The organism is Bacillus sp. SCT118 (genome assembly GCF_058566435.1).
In genome coordinates this window covers 3,516,960-3,533,327 of the sequence record NZ_CP191225.1, presented here as the reverse complement: position 1 = coordinate 3,533,327, position 16,368 = coordinate 3,516,960, and the positions used below count along the sequence as shown (strand labels likewise).

At 44.1% G+C, this 16,368-nt stretch carries 20 protein-coding genes and 1 pseudogene; 20 read left to right on the top strand and 1 reads right to left on the bottom strand.

Annotated elements, in window-relative coordinates:
• Nucleotides 1-68 precede the first annotated feature (68 nt).
• From ACQVGT_RS18200 to ACQVGT_RS18185, 4 genes are all read left to right on the top strand, one after another.
• The gene (locus tag ACQVGT_RS18200; protein ID WP_015482829.1) at nt 69-1,442 is read left to right on the top strand and encodes a UDP-N-acetylmuramoyl-tripeptide--D-alanyl-D-alanine ligase; all 1,374 of its coding nucleotides are present in this window, start codon (nt 69-71) and stop codon (nt 1,440-1,442) included.
• A 399-nt stretch (nt 1,443-1,841) separates the two neighbouring features.
• Nucleotides 1,842-3,326, top strand: a complete 1,485-nt coding sequence (cshA, locus tag ACQVGT_RS18195; RefSeq protein ID WP_003246685.1) for a degradosome RNA helicase CshA — start codon at nt 1,842-1,844, stop codon at nt 3,324-3,326.
• Nucleotides 3,327-3,498: 172 nt separating this feature from the next.
• A complete protein-coding gene (locus tag ACQVGT_RS18190; protein ID WP_015382829.1) occupies nt 3,499-3,978 on the top strand; it encodes a PH domain-containing protein in 480 nt (159 codons plus the stop codon).
• Complete coding sequence (locus ACQVGT_RS18185; RefSeq protein WP_041517665.1) at nt 3,968-5,449, top strand: PH domain-containing protein; 1,482 nt, start codon at nt 3,968-3,970, stop codon at nt 5,447-5,449. Before ACQVGT_RS18190 ends, ACQVGT_RS18185 begins: the two co-directional genes overlap by 11 nt.
• Before the next feature lie 196 nt (nt 5,450-5,645).
• Here the strand turns inward: ACQVGT_RS18185 and ACQVGT_RS18180 are convergent, their stop codons facing one another.
• Nucleotides 5,646-6,245, bottom strand: a complete 600-nt coding sequence (locus tag ACQVGT_RS18180; protein WP_015482831.1) for a rhomboid family intramembrane serine protease — start codon at nt 6,243-6,245, stop codon at nt 5,646-5,648.
• A gap of 94 nt (nt 6,246-6,339) precedes the next feature.
• Here ACQVGT_RS18180 and acpS point away from each other — a divergent pair, with 94 nt between their 5' ends.
• From acpS to ACQVGT_RS18100, 16 genes and pseudogenes are all read left to right on the top strand, one after another.
• Nucleotides 6,340-6,705, top strand: coding sequence for a holo-ACP synthase (acpS, locus tag ACQVGT_RS18175; protein WP_015252768.1), 366 nt, complete (start codon nt 6,340-6,342; stop codon nt 6,703-6,705).
• Nucleotides 6,706-6,870: 165 nt separating this feature from the next.
• A complete protein-coding gene (locus ACQVGT_RS18170) occupies nt 6,871-7,887 on the top strand; it encodes a LolA family protein (protein WP_080030712.1) in 1,017 nt (338 codons plus the stop codon).
• A 114-nt stretch (nt 7,888-8,001) separates the two neighbouring features.
• Complete coding sequence (gene alr / locus ACQVGT_RS18165) at nt 8,002-9,171, top strand: alanine racemase (RefSeq protein ID WP_015382833.1); 1,170 nt, start codon at nt 8,002-8,004, stop codon at nt 9,169-9,171.
• A 115-nt stretch (nt 9,172-9,286) separates the two neighbouring features.
• Entirely contained in the window at nt 9,287-9,568 is a 282-nt protein-coding gene (gene endB / locus ACQVGT_RS18160; protein ID WP_003225183.1) for a type II toxin-antitoxin system antitoxin EndoAI, read from the top strand.
• Nucleotides 9,569-9,572: 4 nt separating this feature from the next.
• Nucleotides 9,573-9,923 (top strand): type II toxin-antitoxin system endoribonuclease NdoA, encoded by a 351-nt coding sequence (gene ndoA / locus ACQVGT_RS18155; protein WP_003156187.1) that lies wholly within the window; start codon nt 9,573-9,575, stop codon nt 9,921-9,923.
• Nucleotides 9,924-10,038: 115 nt separating this feature from the next.
• Nucleotides 10,039-10,863: an RsbT co-antagonist protein RsbRA gene (rsbRA, locus tag ACQVGT_RS18150; RefSeq protein ID WP_009966610.1), complete on the top strand. Its 825-nt coding sequence runs from the start codon at nt 10,039-10,041 to the stop codon at nt 10,861-10,863.
• Between the two features lie 4 nt (nt 10,864-10,867).
• Nucleotides 10,868-11,233, top strand: a complete 366-nt coding sequence (gene rsbS, locus ACQVGT_RS18145) for an RsbT antagonist protein RsbS (RefSeq protein WP_003225190.1) — start codon at nt 10,868-10,870, stop codon at nt 11,231-11,233.
• Nucleotides 11,234-11,236: 3 nt separating this feature from the next.
• Nucleotides 11,237-11,638: a serine/threonine-protein kinase RsbT gene (rsbT, locus tag ACQVGT_RS18140; protein ID WP_003246640.1), complete on the top strand. Its 402-nt coding sequence runs from the start codon at nt 11,237-11,239 to the stop codon at nt 11,636-11,638.
• An 11-nt stretch (nt 11,639-11,649) separates the two neighbouring features.
• Nucleotides 11,650-12,657: a phosphoserine phosphatase RsbU gene (gene rsbU / locus ACQVGT_RS18135; protein ID WP_003234295.1), complete on the top strand. Its 1,008-nt coding sequence runs from the start codon at nt 11,650-11,652 to the stop codon at nt 12,655-12,657.
• 61 nt (nt 12,658-12,718) lie between these two features.
• Complete coding sequence (gene rsbV, locus ACQVGT_RS18130) at nt 12,719-13,048, top strand: anti-sigma factor antagonist RsbV (protein ID WP_003234298.1); 330 nt, start codon at nt 12,719-12,721, stop codon at nt 13,046-13,048.
• A complete protein-coding gene (gene rsbW, locus ACQVGT_RS18125) occupies nt 13,045-13,527 on the top strand; it encodes an anti-sigma B factor RsbW (RefSeq protein WP_003234299.1) in 483 nt (160 codons plus the stop codon). The genes rsbV and rsbW overlap by 4 nt, the downstream gene beginning before the upstream one ends.
• Nucleotides 13,493-14,281, top strand: coding sequence for an RNA polymerase sigma factor SigB (gene sigB / locus ACQVGT_RS18120; RefSeq protein WP_015482833.1), 789 nt, complete (start codon nt 13,493-13,495; stop codon nt 14,279-14,281). The genes rsbW and sigB overlap by 35 nt, the downstream gene beginning before the upstream one ends.
• Nucleotides 14,281-14,880 carry a phosphoserine phosphatase RsbX gene (gene rsbX / locus ACQVGT_RS18115; RefSeq protein ID WP_015382836.1) on the top strand — a complete coding sequence of 200 codons (600 nt, stop codon included), beginning with the start codon at nt 14,281-14,283 and terminating at the stop codon, nt 14,878-14,880. The genes sigB and rsbX overlap by 1 nt, the downstream gene beginning before the upstream one ends.
• A gap of 299 nt (nt 14,881-15,179) precedes the next feature.
• Nucleotides 15,180-15,415, top strand: a pseudogene (locus tag ACQVGT_RS18110) (hypothetical protein).
• Nucleotides 15,412-15,852, top strand: a complete 441-nt coding sequence (locus ACQVGT_RS18105) for an EVE domain-containing protein (RefSeq protein ID WP_003246529.1) — start codon at nt 15,412-15,414, stop codon at nt 15,850-15,852. Before ACQVGT_RS18110 ends, ACQVGT_RS18105 begins: the two are co-directional and overlap by 4 nt.
• Nucleotides 15,836-16,279: a MarR family winged helix-turn-helix transcriptional regulator gene (locus ACQVGT_RS18100; protein WP_015382838.1), complete on the top strand. Its 444-nt coding sequence runs from the start codon at nt 15,836-15,838 to the stop codon at nt 16,277-16,279. Before ACQVGT_RS18105 ends, ACQVGT_RS18100 begins: the two co-directional genes overlap by 17 nt.
• Nucleotides 16,280-16,368 lie beyond the last annotated feature (89 nt).

The window sequence follows — 16,368 nt, the reverse complement described above, 5'->3', positions numbered from 1 at the left end:
AGAAGGACACTGCCGGTAAAAGGGCAGTGTTTTTTCCCGTATATACAAAAGAAAGAGAGGGACCTTACTTGATTAAGCGAACAGTAAAAAACATTGCCGAAATGGTTAAAGGCACACTAACAAATCCGCAATATGAACAAACAGTCATTCATGGAGTGGCAACCGATACAAGAAAACTGGAACAACATCAGCTCTTCATTCCGCTGAAAGGGGAACGTTTTGACGGCCACACTTTTGTGGAGCAGGCTTTTGAAGCCGGTGTAGCTGCTGTTCTTTGGGATCGGTCAGAACCAAATCCGCCCGAGAATCACGCCGTCATTTTAGTGGACGATACCCTTACCGCACTTCAGCAGCTTGCAAAAGCCTATTTGCAGGAGCTTGGCACGCGTGTCATCGGAGTAACTGGAAGCAATGGCAAAACGACAACAAAAGATATGATTCACGCCGTACTGGGGACCCAGTACCGTGTTCACAAAACAGGAGGAAACTTCAATAATCACATCGGTCTGCCGCTGACGGTTTTAGCGATGCCTGAAAATACGGAGATCGCCGTATTGGAGATGGGAATGAGCGCCAAAGGAGAAATTGACCTCTTGAGCCGACTGGCAAACCCGGATGCGGCAGTGATTACGAATATCGGCGAATCGCATATGCAAGACCTTGGCTCTAGAGAGGGCATCGCGGAGGCGAAGCTTGAAATCATTAACGGGCTTAAAGAAGACGGAGTGCTGATTTATATCGGGGACGAACCGCTTCTTCAAAATGCATACAGCTGCCAGACGAAAACGTACGGGACGGGAGCGCATAATGATTATCAGCTTCAGGATGTCAGCCAGAGTGAGGAAGGAACCCATTTTACAATCAAAGGGATAGAACAAACGTTTTTTATTCCGATACTCGGCAAGCACAATGTGATGAACGCCATAGCTGCGATTGCTGCAGGGGCTTATTTTGGCATCACGCCTGAGGGTGCGGCAAAAGGACTGAGCAGCCTAAAGGTAACCGGGATGAGACTTGAACTCATCAAAACAGACAGCGGCCTTTCGATAATCAATGACGCTTATAATGCGAGCCCGACTTCCATGAAAGCTGCAATTCAATTGACAGAAAGCCTCGAAGGCTACGGCAAAAAAATGCTCGTGCTCGGTGATATGCTTGAACTCGGCGATCTTGAAGAAACGTTCCATAAAGAGTGCGGCGCTGTGATCAGCCCTGAGAAGATCGACCGCGTCTTTACGTACGGAAAACTGGGAGCTTTTATCGCGGAAGGCGCCCTGAAACACTTTGAGAAAGACCGCGTCAGCCATTACACTGAAAAAAAAGATCTCCTCCAAGCTGTGAAGGAAAACGCATCAAAAGGCGATTTGATTTTATTCAAAGCGTCCAGAGGTATGAAGCTTGAAGAAATCGTTAAAGATTTAATAGAGAGCCCGCTTTCATAAGAAAATATTTTGCGAAAAAACGCATATTGCATCATAAAATAACATGATATGCAAACACTAATGTATGCCGGCCGAAAATTATGTATATCTGGCCGGCTGCGGCTATGATACAATATATATAGGTTATTTCGCGATACGAACATATTCGTCCGGACTTTTCATCGTGACCCGAAGTTCTCCGCCGGATTCTTGGGAGCGGATGGAGCAGCAGCCGGCATATTCGAGATGCCGATCTGCTTCTCATCTTATTGAAAAACAAATAGTGTAATGGTAAGATAAAACTTAAAGTAATTCGGGCTTTGTATACGGATGGATCCTGTCCTTCTTGTCTAAAGGGCAGTTTTATAAGTGGTAAATCACGACATTACTGAAACAGCAATTAGAAGGAGTTTGAATAATTTGACTATAACGTTTCAAGATTTTAATTTAAGTTCTGATCTCATGAAAGCAATTAATCGTATGGGATTTGAAGAAGCAACACCGATTCAGGCACAAACGATACCGCTCGGACTTTCAAATAAAGACGTCATTGGACAAGCGCAAACAGGTACAGGTAAAACAGCTGCGTTTGGTATACCCCTTGTTGAAAAAATTAACCCCGAGTCTCCTAATATTCAAGCAATCGTAATCGCGCCAACCCGTGAATTAGCCATTCAAGTATCTGAAGAATTGTATAAAATCGGACAAGATAAACGTGCGAAGGTTCTTCCTATTTACGGCGGACAGGATATTGGACGGCAAATCCGGGCGTTAAAGAAGAATCCGAATATTATTGTCGGAACACCTGGACGTCTTCTTGACCACATCAACCGCCGCACAATTCGTTTAAACAATGTAAATACTGTTGTAATGGATGAAGCGGATGAAATGCTGAACATGGGATTCATTGATGATATTGAATCTATTCTTTCAAACGTGCCAAGCGAGCATCAGACACTTCTGTTCTCTGCCACAATGCCTGCGCCGATCAAACGCATTGCAGAGCGATTCATGACTGAGCCGGAACACGTAAAAGTAAAAGCGAAAGAAATGACGGTTTCTAACATTCAGCAGTTCTATTTGGAAGTGCAAGAACGCAAAAAATTCGATACGCTGACTCGCCTTCTTGACATTCAGTCTCCTGAGCTTGCGATCGTATTCGGACGTACAAAACGCCGTGTCGATGAGCTTGCTGAAGCCCTGAACCTTCGCGGATATGCAGCTGAAGGAATTCACGGTGACTTAACGCAGGCGAAACGTATGGTTGCGCTTCGTAAATTTAAAGAAGGCGCAATCGAAGTTCTAGTCGCAACTGATGTTGCCGCTCGCGGACTTGATATCTCAGGTGTTACACACGTATACAACTTCGACGTGCCTCAAGATCCTGAAAGCTACGTTCACCGTATCGGAAGAACGGGCCGTGCAGGAAAAACAGGTATGGCGATGACGTTCATTACACCGCGTGAGAAAAGCATGCTTCGCGCAATTGAACAAACAACAAAACGCAAAATGGACCGCATGAAGGAGCCTACACTTGATGAAGCGTTAGAAGGCCAGCAGCAGGTTACTGTTGAACGTCTTCGCACAACAATCAGTGAAAACAACCTGAACTTCTACATGACAGCGGCAGCTGAGCTGCTTGAAGATCATGATGCAGTAACAGTGGTTGCGGCGGCTATCAAAATGGCTACAAAAGAGCCAGACGACACACCGGTTCGCTTAACAGACGAAGCGCCGATGGTCAGCAAACGCTACAAGAACCAGCGCTCTTCTAAACGCAGAGACGGACAAGGCGGCGGCTACCGCGGCGGAAAAGGGAAAAGCAACAACCGTTCTTCCTATGACAAAAAGCGTTCAAACGATCGCCGTTCTTCAGGTGACAGACGCCAGAAAAAATCTTACTAATTTGATCGATTCAGAGCCCAAAACATGATGTTTTGGGCTTTTTTATGTTCGCGATTTGTTATTCAGCAAACTTTCAGCTGACGGAAGCCATTTTTCTCTGTATGCTTAAGAATGAAACCTTTCTGTAAAAGAGACGTATAAATAACGACGAAAAAAAGGGAGGTAGGTATTTTTGAGAGAGCAGCCAAAAAACCAAATCAGTCCAGACGGATTAAAGGTTTGGCGACTTCAAGAGATCATCATATCCGCTGTTTGCTTGCTTATTGTCATTGCAGTTGCAGTGTTAAGCTATTATTTTCATTGGCCGTACTGGATCAGCAGCGTGCTCGGCGCGGTTTGGCTGCTGGGATCGATTGTGACGGTCTTTATCATTCCGAAAGTCCGTCATAAGGTGTGGCGATATGAAGTCCATGAACATGAAATAGATATTCAGTCAGGTATTTTTGTGGTGACACGTGTGATTGTTCCGATGGTCAGAGTTCAGCACGTCGATACGTCACAAGGTCCATTATTGAAAAAATACAACCTGGCAACGGTGAAAATTTCCACGGCCGCGACCGTTCATTCGATCCCCGCTTTAGAGATGGAGGAAGCGGATCGGCTGAGAGACTCCATTTCCCGTCTGGCAAGGGTGACTGACGATGATGTCTGAACCGAAACGCCTGCACCCGGCAGCAGTTATTTTGAATTTATGCCATACCATTATTCAAACGATAAAAAATATCATTCTGCCATTCTTTTTTGTGTATATTGTCAATTCAAACCATACTGTCCGTTTTTACGGGGCCATTGCGCTCGGTGTGCTGTTCATCTGGCTTGTAGCGGCAAGCATTATCAAATGGAGAAGGTTTACCTATCGAATTGAAGATGATGAATTTAGAATCGAAGAAGGCTTATTTGTGACGAAAAAGCGATACATATCGATTGATCGCATTCAAACGATGAATACAAGCGCAGGCCTTGTACAGCAAATCTTTAAGCTTGTGAAGCTGCAAATTGAAACAGCAGGCGGAGGCAAGGAGGCAGAAGCCGTCCTTTCTGCTATTTCTGTTGAAGAAGCCGAGCGCATCAAAGAAGCTGTCTTTAAGAAAAAAGCGCAAAGACGAGAAAATGAACTTGATGAAGAACGGCTTGAAGCTGAAGAGGAGTTGGTTCCGGCCGTTGAGGTGCAAGAGCACTATCGCATGAACGCGAAAGAATTGCTCATGGCCGCTTCTACCTCCGGCGGAATCGGAGTCATTATCTCCGCTGTATTTGCACTTATTTCCCAGCTTGATGAAGTGCTGCCAATGGATTGGTTATTCGATAAATTTTCCTTCCTTAAGCACGCCAGTATTGGTATTTACGCGGTACTCATTTTTATCGGTTTATTTATCGCCTGGATTTTCAGTATCGCGGGCATGATGTTTAGATACGCGAACTTTCAAATTATAAAAAAAGAGCAGGAACTGGTGATTTCAAGGGGAATTATTGAAAAACATCAAGTCACGATTCCGCTGCGAAAAATACAAGCCATTAAAATCAAAGAAAATATTATTCGCCAGCTTTTCGGATTTGTAACGGTGTCCATCGTCAGCGCAGGAGGCGGCGACCGGGAAAAAGAAGAAGGCGCTTTGACCATTCTCTTTCCAATGATTCATAAAAAAAAGCTTCCGCACATGCTCCGAACATTTACGCCGGAATACACGCTGGAAGAAAACTGCCGCCGCCTGCCGCGGCGCGCGTTGAAACGCTATTTGTTCCGTTCTGTCATTTTTTCACTCTTTTTAATCATTCCGTTATGTATCTTCTTTCAGCCATGGGGCTATCTGTCAGTCATCCTGCTGCCGATAGAATTGTTCTTCGGCTATCTCGCGTATAAAGAGGCTGCATGGACGATCAACGGGGACCGTCTTCAGCTGACGTCTAGATTTATAGGCAGAACAACCGCCATTGTATTGAAAAAACGAATGCAGGTCTGCAAGTTCAGCCAATCCTATTTCCAAAAGAAAGGCCGCTTGTATACCATTTCTACTTCGGTGAAATCATCGAGCCACATGGAAGAATTAACGGTGAGGGATGTAGGTGAAGAGGATGCAGCCTTCATTTTAAAGTGGTACTCATATGAAAAAGCGGACGGTTAATACCGCCGCTCCAGCGTGTCGGCAAACCCTCGCATTCGTTGTCAGGACTGCGCTTCGGTGCTCACGAATTAGAACATTCGCTCCGCTCCTATGCTCGTCCTTCCTAGACTTCAAGGGTTTTCAATCACGCTGAAAAGATGACAAAATCCTAAAATGAAAACCATTTTAGGATTTTGTCAACAATCTGAAGCGGCGGTTAATACCGCCGCTCTTTTTTTTGCACGCATAAAAACGAAAGAAGAAACCCGCCGCATAGTCCAAACAGATGGGCCATCATGTTAATATTGGAGTTGATAAACGACATGAGAACGGCAAATGCGAGCAGTGTGATGATCATTTTGGAATGCTCCTGCCCTATTAGCTCATTGCGAAAAAGAACCATAAACAGGTACACGCCGAATAGCCCGAAAATTGCGCCTGAAGCACCGACATGCACGTAATCAAGCGGCTCTGTAACATAAGTGCCGATATTGCCGATGATGCCGGAGCCGGCGTATACAAGAAGGAAACGCGCTTTTCCCAGCATGCGTTCCAAAGCCGGGGCAAATAAAAAGATGGACATGGAATTAAACAGCAGATGTGTGAAACCGGCGTGCAGCAAAATCGGTGTGATCAGCCGCCACCATTCACCGTTTGCGACACCTAGATTATAGCCTGTGACGGTATCCCTCCATAACACGACTGAATGGGCAGGAAGTGAAAAAAACAGCCAGAGAACAGCTTGCAAAGCCAATATAAAGGTGACAACGGGGTAAAACCTGATAAACGTTTGAAAATTTTCAGTCCGTATAAACATTCCGAGCCCCTTTTCTTCATTTTGGTATATCTATAGTAACACGTTTATGAGACAAACCATTTAAATAGTACGTACGCAAAGGAGGTTATCATACATGATTTACGGCATTGGGCTGGACATTACCGAGCTTAAACGGATCGCCTCTATGGCTGGACGCCAGAAAAGGTTTGCCGAGCGGATTTTGACGCGAAGCGAGCTTGACCAATACTATGAGCTTTCAGAGAAAAGAAAAATCGAATTTCTCGCGGGCAGATTCGCGGCAAAAGAAGCTTTCTCGAAAGCGTTTGGCACCGGCATTGGGAGACAGCTCAGCTTTCAGGACATTGAAATTAGGAAAGACCAAAATGGCAAGCCCTATATCATTTGCACGAAACTGAGCCAGGCTGCCGTTCACGTATCGATCACTCATACAAAAGAATACGCTGCCGCGCAGGTTGTGATTGAAAGGTTGTCAAGCTAGTCTGCATATTAGGGAAACCCCACTCATATATTTGATAGTGCATTAAGGGAGACAAGTTGTTTGAGGCTTTTATGGTACGCATCTGTTCTGCCTAAACGTGTACCGAGCGTACCGTTAAAGTCAAACAAGCGATTTCTTCCTTTTACATCAATTGAGAAAAAGGGGTTGAAAAAGGTGAGAAAAAGCTTTGTTTTGCTTTTAACGGGACTGCTTGCTGTTCTTATTCTTTCTGCCTGCGGGCAAAAAACACAGCAAGATATTGTGGCCGGGTTAGATGAAAAGGCGAAAGAATACACCTCGTACAAAGCAAAAGCGAAAATGACCATCGAGACAGGGAGTGAGCCTCAAGTATACAATGTGGAAATCTGGCACAAAAAGCCGTCTCTGTACAGGGTTTATTTAGAAAATCCGAAAAAGGACCAAAATCAAGTCATTTTACGAAATGAAAACGGAGTATTTGTTCTCACGCCGTCTTTAAATAAGAGCTTCAGATTTCAAAGCGATTGGCCGAACAACAGCAGCCAGGTTTATCTGTTTGAATCGCTCGTAAAGGATGTTCAAAACGATTCGGATGCAGTTTTCACAGCGAAAGAAAAGAAATACGTATTTGAAACAAAAACAAACTATCAGCATAACAAAATGCTGCCCACGCAAGAAATCACATTTAACAAAAAAGATATGAGCCCGTCATCTGTCAAAGTGATGGATACTGACCGGAAAGTAATGGTCAAAGTAGAATTCAGCAGCTTTGAATTTAATAAACAATTTGATAAAGAATCATTTGATGAAAAGAAAAATATGACCCTTTCTCAAATGGATGTCGCCACAAGCGCGAAGCCTTCCGATACATTTGCGGTCAAAACGCCGCTGGAACTGCCGCTTGGCGTCAAGCTGCTTGAAGAAAAAGATCTATCTACTGAAGACGGGAAGCGCATCATCATGACGTACGGAGGAGAAAAATCATTTACGTTAATTCAGGAAAAAGCCCAGATTGCCAAGGCTTCCTCCTCCGTTACGCTGAACGGCGAACCGGTAAATCTCGGCTACACCATCGGCGCCCTGTCGGATGCATCATTATCATGGACATATGACGGCGTAGATTACCTTCTCTCTTCTAAAGATCTTTCTAAAGAGGAAATGGTGACAGTAGCGAAAAGCATGCAGGGACAATCATCGAAATAACCGCCAAAGGCCAAACATGATTTGGCCTTTTTTTCGTTAGACATCGTTTCCCTTTAGCCTTTAATTTTAGTATGATATGTAAATGATATTGAATAAAAGCTAGGAAGTGTCGTAATGAGCACAAAACCTTTTTACAGAGATACGTGGGCGGAAATTGACTTGTCCGCGATAAAGGAAAATATCAGCAATATGAAAAAACATATCGGTGAACATGTCCACTTGATGGCAGTTGTGAAAGCAAACGCCTACGGGCATGGTGATGCAGAAACAGCAAAGGCTGCTCTTGAGGCAGGTGCTTCATGCTTGGCCGTGGCCATTTTGGATGAAGCGATTTCACTGCGCAAAAAGGGCTTGAAGGCGCCTATATTGGTGCTTGGCGTGGTTCCCCCGGAGTATGTGGCAATCGCTGCTGAGTATGACGTGACCTTAACAGGTTATTCTGTTGAATGGCTTCAGGAGGCAGCCCGCCACACGAAAAAAGGTTCTCTTCATTTTCATCTGAAGGTCGATACGGGGATGAACAGGCTTGGTGTAAAAACAGAGGAAGAAGTTCAGAACGTGATGGCAATTCTTGACCGCAACCCTCGTTTAAAGTGTAAAGGGGTATTTACCCATTTTGCGACAGCGGATGAAAAAGAAAGAGGCTATTTCTTAATGCAATTTGAGCGTTTTAAAGAGCTGATTGCTCCGCTGCCGTTAAAGAATCTGATGGTCCACTGCGCGAACAGCGCCGCCGGACTCCGGCTGAAAAAAGGCTTTTTTAATGCAGTCAGATTCGGCATCGGCATGTATGGCCTTCGCCCGTCTGCTGACATTTCGGACGAGATACCGTTTCAGCTGCGTCCGGCATTTACCCTGCATTCGACGTTGTCACATGTCAAACTGATTAGAAAAGGCGAGAGCGTCAGCTACGGAGCCGAGTACACAGCAGAAAAAGATACATGGATCGGGACGGTGCCTGTAGGCTATGCGGACGGGTGGCTCCGAAAATTGAAAGGGACCGACATCCTTGTGAAGGGAAAACGCCTGAAAATTGCCGGCCGAATTTGCATGGACCAATTTATGGTGGAGCTGGATCAGGAATATCCGCCGGGCACAAAAGTCACATTAATAGGCCGGCAGGGGGATGAATATATTTCCATGGATGAGATTGCAGGAAGGCTCGAAACCATTAACTATGAGGTGGCCTGTACAATAAGTTCCCGTGTTCCCCGTATGTTTTTGGAAAATGGGAGTATAATGGAAGTAAGAAATCCTTTATTGCAGGTAAATACAAGCAATTAACTTACCTAAATGGAGAATTCATAAAACAGCTTTGCTTGAAGAGTGAATAATGGTATCATTATCACTGGATGGATAAAAGAGTCGTATCCGTAAGTTTGGTGGAGGTGTATGTTTTTTGTCTGAATCCAGCGCAAGAACCGAAATGAAAATCAGCTTGCCCGAAAACCTAGTAGCTGAATTGGATGGTGTAGCGATGCGGGAGAAACGAAGCAGAAACGAACTGATATCACAAGCAGTGAGAGCGTATGTCAGCGAACGAACAACTCGTCACAACCGTGATTTGATGAGACGCGGCTATATGGAAATGGCGAAAATCAACCTGAATATTTCTTCTGAGGCTCACTTTGCGGAGTGCGAGGCTGAAACGACAGTTGAGCGCTTAGTCAGCGGAGGATAATCATTTGATTGTGAAACGCGGCGATGTTTATTTTGCTGATTTATCTCCTGTTGTTGGCTCAGAGCAAGGCGGGGTGCGCCCGGTTTTAGTGATCCAAAATGACATCGGAAATCGCTTCAGCCCAACTGCTATTGTTGCAGCCATAACAGCACAAATACAGAAAGCGAAATTACCAACCCACGTCGAAATCGATGCAAAACGCTACGGTTTTGAAAGAGATTCCGTTATTTTGCTGGAGCAAATTCGGACGATTGACAAGCAAAGGTTAACGGATAAGATTACTCATCTGGATGATGAAATGATGGATAAGGTTGATGAAGCCTTACAAATCAGTTTGGCACTCATTGATTTTTAGACATATTTGCAGGTTGCTCACGTAGAGCAACTTTTTTTGTTTTCAAAAAACATAAGCGATATAATAGTGAAATAACGAAAAAAATATGTTGTTTTTTATTGGGAGGTAAGCGAATTTGATGTCGAATCAGACTGTATACCAGTTCATTGCCGAAAATCAAAATGAACTGCTCCAACTGTGGACTGACACACTAAAAGAATTAAGCGAGCAAGAATCCTATCAGCTGACTGACCAAGTGTATGAAAATATATCTAAAGAATATATCGACATTCTGTTGCTGTCTGTTAAGGACGAAAACGCTGCTGAAAGCCAAATCAGCGAACTGGCGCTTCGAGCGGTCCAAATCGGACTGTCTATGAAGTTTTTGGCTACTGCGCTTGCTGAATTCTGGAAGCGTCTCTACACGAAAATGAATGATAAGAGATTGCCAGATCAAGAGAGCACGGAATTAATCTGGCAGATTGACCGCTTTTTCAGCCCGATTAACACAGAAATTTTTAATCAATACTCAATCTCATGGGAAAAAACAGTATCTTTGCAAAAAATCGCGCTGCAAGAGCTGTCTGCGCCGCTTATCCCGGTGTTTGAAAATATCACTGTGATGCCTCTTGTCGGAACAATTGATACCGAACGCGCGAAACGAATTATGGAAAACCTTCTTAATGGCGTCGTCAAACACCGTTCCCAAGTCGTGCTGATTGACATTACAGGTGTCCCTGTCGTCGATACGATGGTTGCCCATCATATTATTCAGGCATCAGAAGCTGTAAGGCTTGTCGGAGCAAAATGCCTGCTGGCCGGAATCCGTCCGGAAATTGCTCAAACAATCGTCAACCTGGGGATTGATTTATCCCAAGTTATAACTAAGAATACCCTGCAAAAAGGAATTCAAACAGCATTGGAAATGACGGATCGAAAAATCGTTTCATTGGGGGAATAACATTTTGAGACATCCGAAAATCCCGATCTTGAAACTGTATAATTGCTTATTAGTATCCATTCAATGGGAACTTGATGACCAGACAGCATTAACTTTTCAAGAAGACTTATTAAATAAAATATACGAAACAGGTGCTAACGGAGTCGTCATTGACCTGACATCTGTGGATATGATTGATTCATTTATCGCGAAAGTGCTGGGCGACGTCATTACAATGTCTAAGTTAATGGGGGCTAAAGTCGTCTTGACCGGCATTCAGCCTGCTGTGGCAGTGACGCTGATTGAACTTGGAATCGCACTTGAGGAAATCGAAACTGCGCTCGACTTAGAGCAGGGGCTTGAGACATTGAAGCGGGAATTGGGGGAATAGCGAATGAACGACCAATCCTGTGTAAGAATCATGACAGAATGGGATATTGTGGCCGCCAGACAGCTGGGACGAAACGTTGCGAAAGAACTGGGTTTCGGCACGGTAGACCAGGCTAGAATTACAACGGCTATTTCAGAATTAGCCAGGAATATTTATTTATATGCCGGCAAAGGGCAGATTGGAATTGAACAGGTCGCAGACAGAGGAAAAAAAGGCCTGAAAATCATAGCGGAAGACCAAGGGCCGGGAATTCCTGATATCCGAAAAGTCATGGAAGACGGGTTTTCAACGTCTGGAGGACTTGGTGCGGGACTTCCCGGGGTCAAAAGGCTGATGGATGAATTCAGCTTAAATTCCGTAGCGGGGGAAGGAACAGAGATACAAGCCATCAAATGGCTTCGGTAGGAGGTAAGAACGTGGATTTTAGGGAGGTTATTGAGCAGCGGTATCATCAGCTGCTTAGTCGATATATAGCCGAATTAACAGAAACATCTTTATATCAAGCCCAAAAATTCAGCCGAAAAACAATCGAGCACCAAATTCCTCCGGAAGAAATCATCAGCATTCACAGAAAAGTGCTGAAGGAGCTGTATCCAAGTCTCCCGGAAGATGTGTTTCATTCGCTGGATTTTTTAATAGAAGTCATGATTGGTTATGGAATGGCTTATCAGGAGCATCAAACCCTTAGAGGGATACAGCAGGAAATCAAATCAGAAATTGAAATCGCGGCAAATGTCCAGCAGACGCTGCTCGGAACTAAAGTTCCTCAGGAGGAAGCGCTGGATATCGGCGCCATCAGTGTTCCCGCTAAACAGATGAGCGGTGATTACTACCACTTTGTCAAAGACAAGGAATCCATCAATATCGCAATCGCGGACGTGATCGGAAAAGGCATTCCAGCGGCTTTATGCATGTCCATGATTAAATACGCGATGGACTCTTTGCCGGAAACGGGCATACACCCTTCTCAAGTGCTGAAAAATTTGAATCGTGTTGTTGAACAAAACGTTGATGCCAGTATGTTTATTACGATGTTTTATGCGAATTACAATATGGACAAGCATCAATTTACATATGCTTCAGCGGGACATGAACCGGGATTCTATTATTCTCAAAAAGACAACACGTTTTACGATTTAGAGGCCAAAGGACTCGTTCTCGGCATCTCGCAGGACTATGACTACAAACAATTCGATCAGCATCTGGAAAAGGGCGATATGATTGTTTTATTTTCTGACGGCGTCACAGAATGCAGAACGGAAAACGGTTTCTTGGAGCGTCCTGATCTGCAGAAGCTCATTGAGGAACATATGTGTTCCTCCGCGCAGGAAATGGTCAAAAACATTTATGACAGCCTCCTCAAATTGCAGGATTTTCAGCTTCACGATGATTTTACGTTAATTGTTTTGCGGAGAAAGGTTTAACGTCTGTCAGACGAGGGTATAAAGCAACTAGTGATTTGAAGGAAAATTTGAGGTGATACGAATGAATATAAATGTTGATGTGAAGCAAAACGAGAATGATATACAAGTAAACATTGCAGGAGAAATTGATGTATACTCAGCACCGGTGCTTAGAGAGAAGCTCGTTCCTCTGGCAGAACAAGGAGCTGACTTAAGAATTTGCCTGAAAGATGTCAGCTACATGGACAGTACCGGATTGGGCGTTTTTGTAGGGACCTTTAAAATGGTGAAAAAACAAGGTGGTTCGCTGAAACTTGAAAATCTTTCTGAACGGCTGATCCGACTGTTTGACATTACAGGCTTGAAGGACATCATTGATATTTCTGCAAAGTCAGAAGGTGGAGTGCAATGAAGAATAATGCTGATTACATCGAAATGAAAGTGCCGGCCCAACCTGAATATGTGGGAATTATAAGACTGACGCTGTCAGGGGTCGCAAGCAGAATGGGCTATACGTACGATGAAATTGAAGATTTGAAAATCGCAGTCAGCGAGGCGTGCACAAATGCGGTTCAGCACGCTTACAAAGAAGATAAAAATGGGGAAGTGTCAATACGATTTGGTGTGTTTGAAGACCGTTTAGAGGTTATTGTGGCGGATGAAGGAGACAGCTTTGACTTTGATCAAAAGCAGCAGGATTTAGGGCCGTACACACCTTCGCACACAGTTGATCAATTATCAGAAGGAGGGCTCGGTCTATATTTAATGGAAACGCTCATGGATGAAGTCAGAGTGCAAAACCACTCCGGCGTCACCGTAGCGATGACAAAGTATTTAAATGGGGAGCGAGTTGATCATGACACAACCATCAAAAACTACGAAACTAACTAAAGATGAAGTCGATCGGCTCATAAGCGATTACCAAACAAAGCAAGATGAACAGGCGCAGGAAACGCTTGTGCGAGTGTATACAAATCTGGTTGACATGCTTGCGAAAAAATACTCAAAAGGCAAAAGCTTCCACGAGGATCTCCGCCAGGTCGGCATGATCGGGCTGCTAGGCGCGATTAAGCGATACGATCCTGTTGTCGGCAAATCGTTTGAAGCTTTTGCAATCCCGACAATCATCGGTGAAATTAAACGTTTCCTCAGAGATAAAACATGGAGCGTTCATGTGCCGAGACGAATTAAAGAACTGGGTCCAAGAATCAAAATGGCGGTTGATCAGCTGACCACTGAAACACAAAGATCGCCGAAAGTCGAAGAGATTGCCGAATTCCTCGATGTTTCTGAAGAAGAGGTTCTTGAAACGATGGAAATGGGCAAAAGCTATCAAGCCTTATCCGTTGACCACAGCATTGAAGCGGATTCGGACGGAAGCACCGTCACGATTCTTGATATCGTCGGATCACAGGAGGACGGATATGAGCGGGTCAACCAGCAATTGATGCTGCAAAGCGTGCTTCATGTCCTTTCAGACCGTGAAAAACAAATCATAGATCTTACGTATGTTCAAAACAAAAGCCAAAAAGAAACTGGGGACATTCTCGGTATATCTCAAATGCACGTCTCGCGCTTGCAGCGCAAAGCTGTGAAGAAGCTCAGAGAGGCCTTGATTGAAGATCCCTCGATGGAGTTAATGTAATGATCCAGGTTGAAGAAAACGAGCATATTCAAACTCTAGTATATCAACTGAATAAAGAAGGGAAATCGATTTGCGGTGACAGCTTTTTTATGAAAGCTGATGATAAGGAGTTAATTTGTGCGGTTGCTGACGGACTGGGAAGTGGATCACTTGCTAACGAATCCTCTGCAGCCATCAAAGACTTAGTGGAAAACTATGCGAATGAAGACGTAGAAAGCATTATCGAACGCTGTAATCAGGCGATGAAAAACAAAAGAGGCGCTACAGCATCTATCCTGAAAATCAATTTTGAGCAAAGGCAGTTTACGTACTGCTCTGTCGGAAATGTACGGTTTATTCTGCATTCCCCGTCTGGTGAAAGCTTTTATCCTCTGCCGATTTCGGGCTATTTATCAGGCAAGCCGCAAAAATACAAAACGCACACCGCCACCTATGAAAAGGGTTCAAAGTTCATTATACATACAGATGGACTCAACGTACCTGATATCCGCTCCCATTTGAAAAAAGGCCAATCGGTAGAAGACATATCGAATTCGCTGAAAATGTATACGACATCGAGAAAAGATGACCTGACCTATATTCTCGGACAGCTGTCCTAGGAAACCTGAAAAAGAAGCTGGACATCCGGCTTCTTTTTTTGCGGTTGACTATTAGTAAGTGTACTTATTATAATTAATAAGTGAACTTATCATTTAGGGGGCTTATGGGATGTGGAATTATGAATACACTGCGGTAGCTGATGCGAATATAGAAAAAATCTGGAGCCGTTATCAGGAAACAGAAACATGGGATCAATGGGATGCGGGTATTGCATCAGCATCTTTGAAGGGACCGTTTCAAAAGGGAACGGAAGGAACATTGCTTCTGCAAGGACATACAGTTCCTTTTTGGCTTGAGCATGTGGAGAAACATCGGTCATTTTCTGTCATGGCCAACATGCCGCATAACAATGTAAAAATGGAGTTTTCTCACGTGCTTCAAAAGCAAAAAGAAGGTTTGCGTATCACACATGGAATTGTATTAGAAGGTGCTGAAGCAAAAAAATGGGGAGAAATCATTGGGACTGAACTGTCTAAAGACATCCCCGCTGCTGTCAGTAGTCTTGTTCACCTTTGCGGAGGAGTGATAAAATGAACACAAATTATTGGATCGGCGTTGTGTCAGAGCAGCATGTATTAAAAGGCGCTGCCGGCGGTTTTGCACAGCTGTGCCATGGAAAAAAAGCCCCGCTCGCCAAAATGAAAGAGGGAGATTGGCTGATTTATTATTCTCCGAGAGACGCATATCCAGACGGCAAACTGCTGCGAAGCTTTACTGCGATCGGCAAAGTAAAAAGCGGAAACATCTATCCGTATCAAATGGCTCCGAATTTTATTCCATACCGATTAGATATAGACTATTATCCATGCCATAAAATCGGTTTTTACGACATTAAATCAAAGCTTGAATTCGTTCAGGAAACCAAGCATCTTGGCTTTTTATTTCGCAGAGGACACTTTGAAATAAGCAAAAAAGATTTTTTGACAATAGCACAAGCGATGGGAGTTAACATAAGTGGAATGGCACTCTAAATTTAGCGGTCCGAACACAAGCCCGGGCTTTTTATTATGGCAGGCCACGCAAAGCTGGCAGCGGAAAGTGGGAAAAGCATTGGCTGAGTTTGACCTGACCCACGTTCAATTTGTTCTGCTGACCTCGTGCAAGTATATGATTGCTCACGGAGAAACCGTCACGCAAAAAAAACTTGCAAGCTTCAGCCAGACCAATATCATGATGGTTTCGGAGGTTGTGCGGATGCTTGAGAAAAAAGGATTTATCGAAAGAAGCAAAAATCCCCAAGATAAAAGAGAGGTTCTCCTGTCTCTTACAGAAACAGGAGGAGAAAAAGTAACAGCGGCTTTGCCAATTGTTGAGAAGATTGATCAAGCCTTCTTTGCAGCTGCGATGAAAAAAGAGAATTTTCTGAGCGGATTACAGGAACTATTGAAACATGAGTAAAGATACGGGCAGCGTCAGCTGTCTTTTTTTATGTGTTTTTTTCGGTTTTTGATACACTAGAGAAAGAACGACAAAATTGGAGGCTTTGG

Coding starts and splice junctions, on each gene's coding strand:
- ACQVGT_RS18180 (WP_015482831.1), bottom strand. CDS start 6,245: ATGTTTATACGGACTGAAAATTTTCAAACGTTTATCAGGTTTTACCCC.
- rsbV (WP_003234298.1), top strand. CDS start 12,719: ATGAATATAAATGTTGATGTGAAGCAAAACGAGAATGATATACAAGTA.
- rsbX (WP_015382836.1), top strand. CDS start 14,281: ATGATCCAGGTTGAAGAAAACGAGCATATTCAAACTCTAGTATATCAA.
- rsbW (WP_003234299.1), top strand. CDS start 13,045: ATGAAGAATAATGCTGATTACATCGAAATGAAAGTGCCGGCCCAACCT.
- alr (WP_015382833.1), top strand. CDS start 8,002: ATGAGCACAAAACCTTTTTACAGAGATACGTGGGCGGAAATTGACTTG.
- ACQVGT_RS18185 (WP_041517665.1), top strand. CDS start 3,968: ATGATGTCTGAACCGAAACGCCTGCACCCGGCAGCAGTTATTTTGAAT.
- sigB (WP_015482833.1), top strand. CDS start 13,493: ATGACACAACCATCAAAAACTACGAAACTAACTAAAGATGAAGTCGAT.
- acpS (WP_015252768.1), top strand. CDS start 6,340: ATGATTTACGGCATTGGGCTGGACATTACCGAGCTTAAACGGATCGCC.
- rsbT (WP_003246640.1), top strand. CDS start 11,237: ATGAACGACCAATCCTGTGTAAGAATCATGACAGAATGGGATATTGTG.
- ACQVGT_RS18105 (WP_003246529.1), top strand. CDS start 15,412: ATGAACACAAATTATTGGATCGGCGTTGTGTCAGAGCAGCATGTATTA.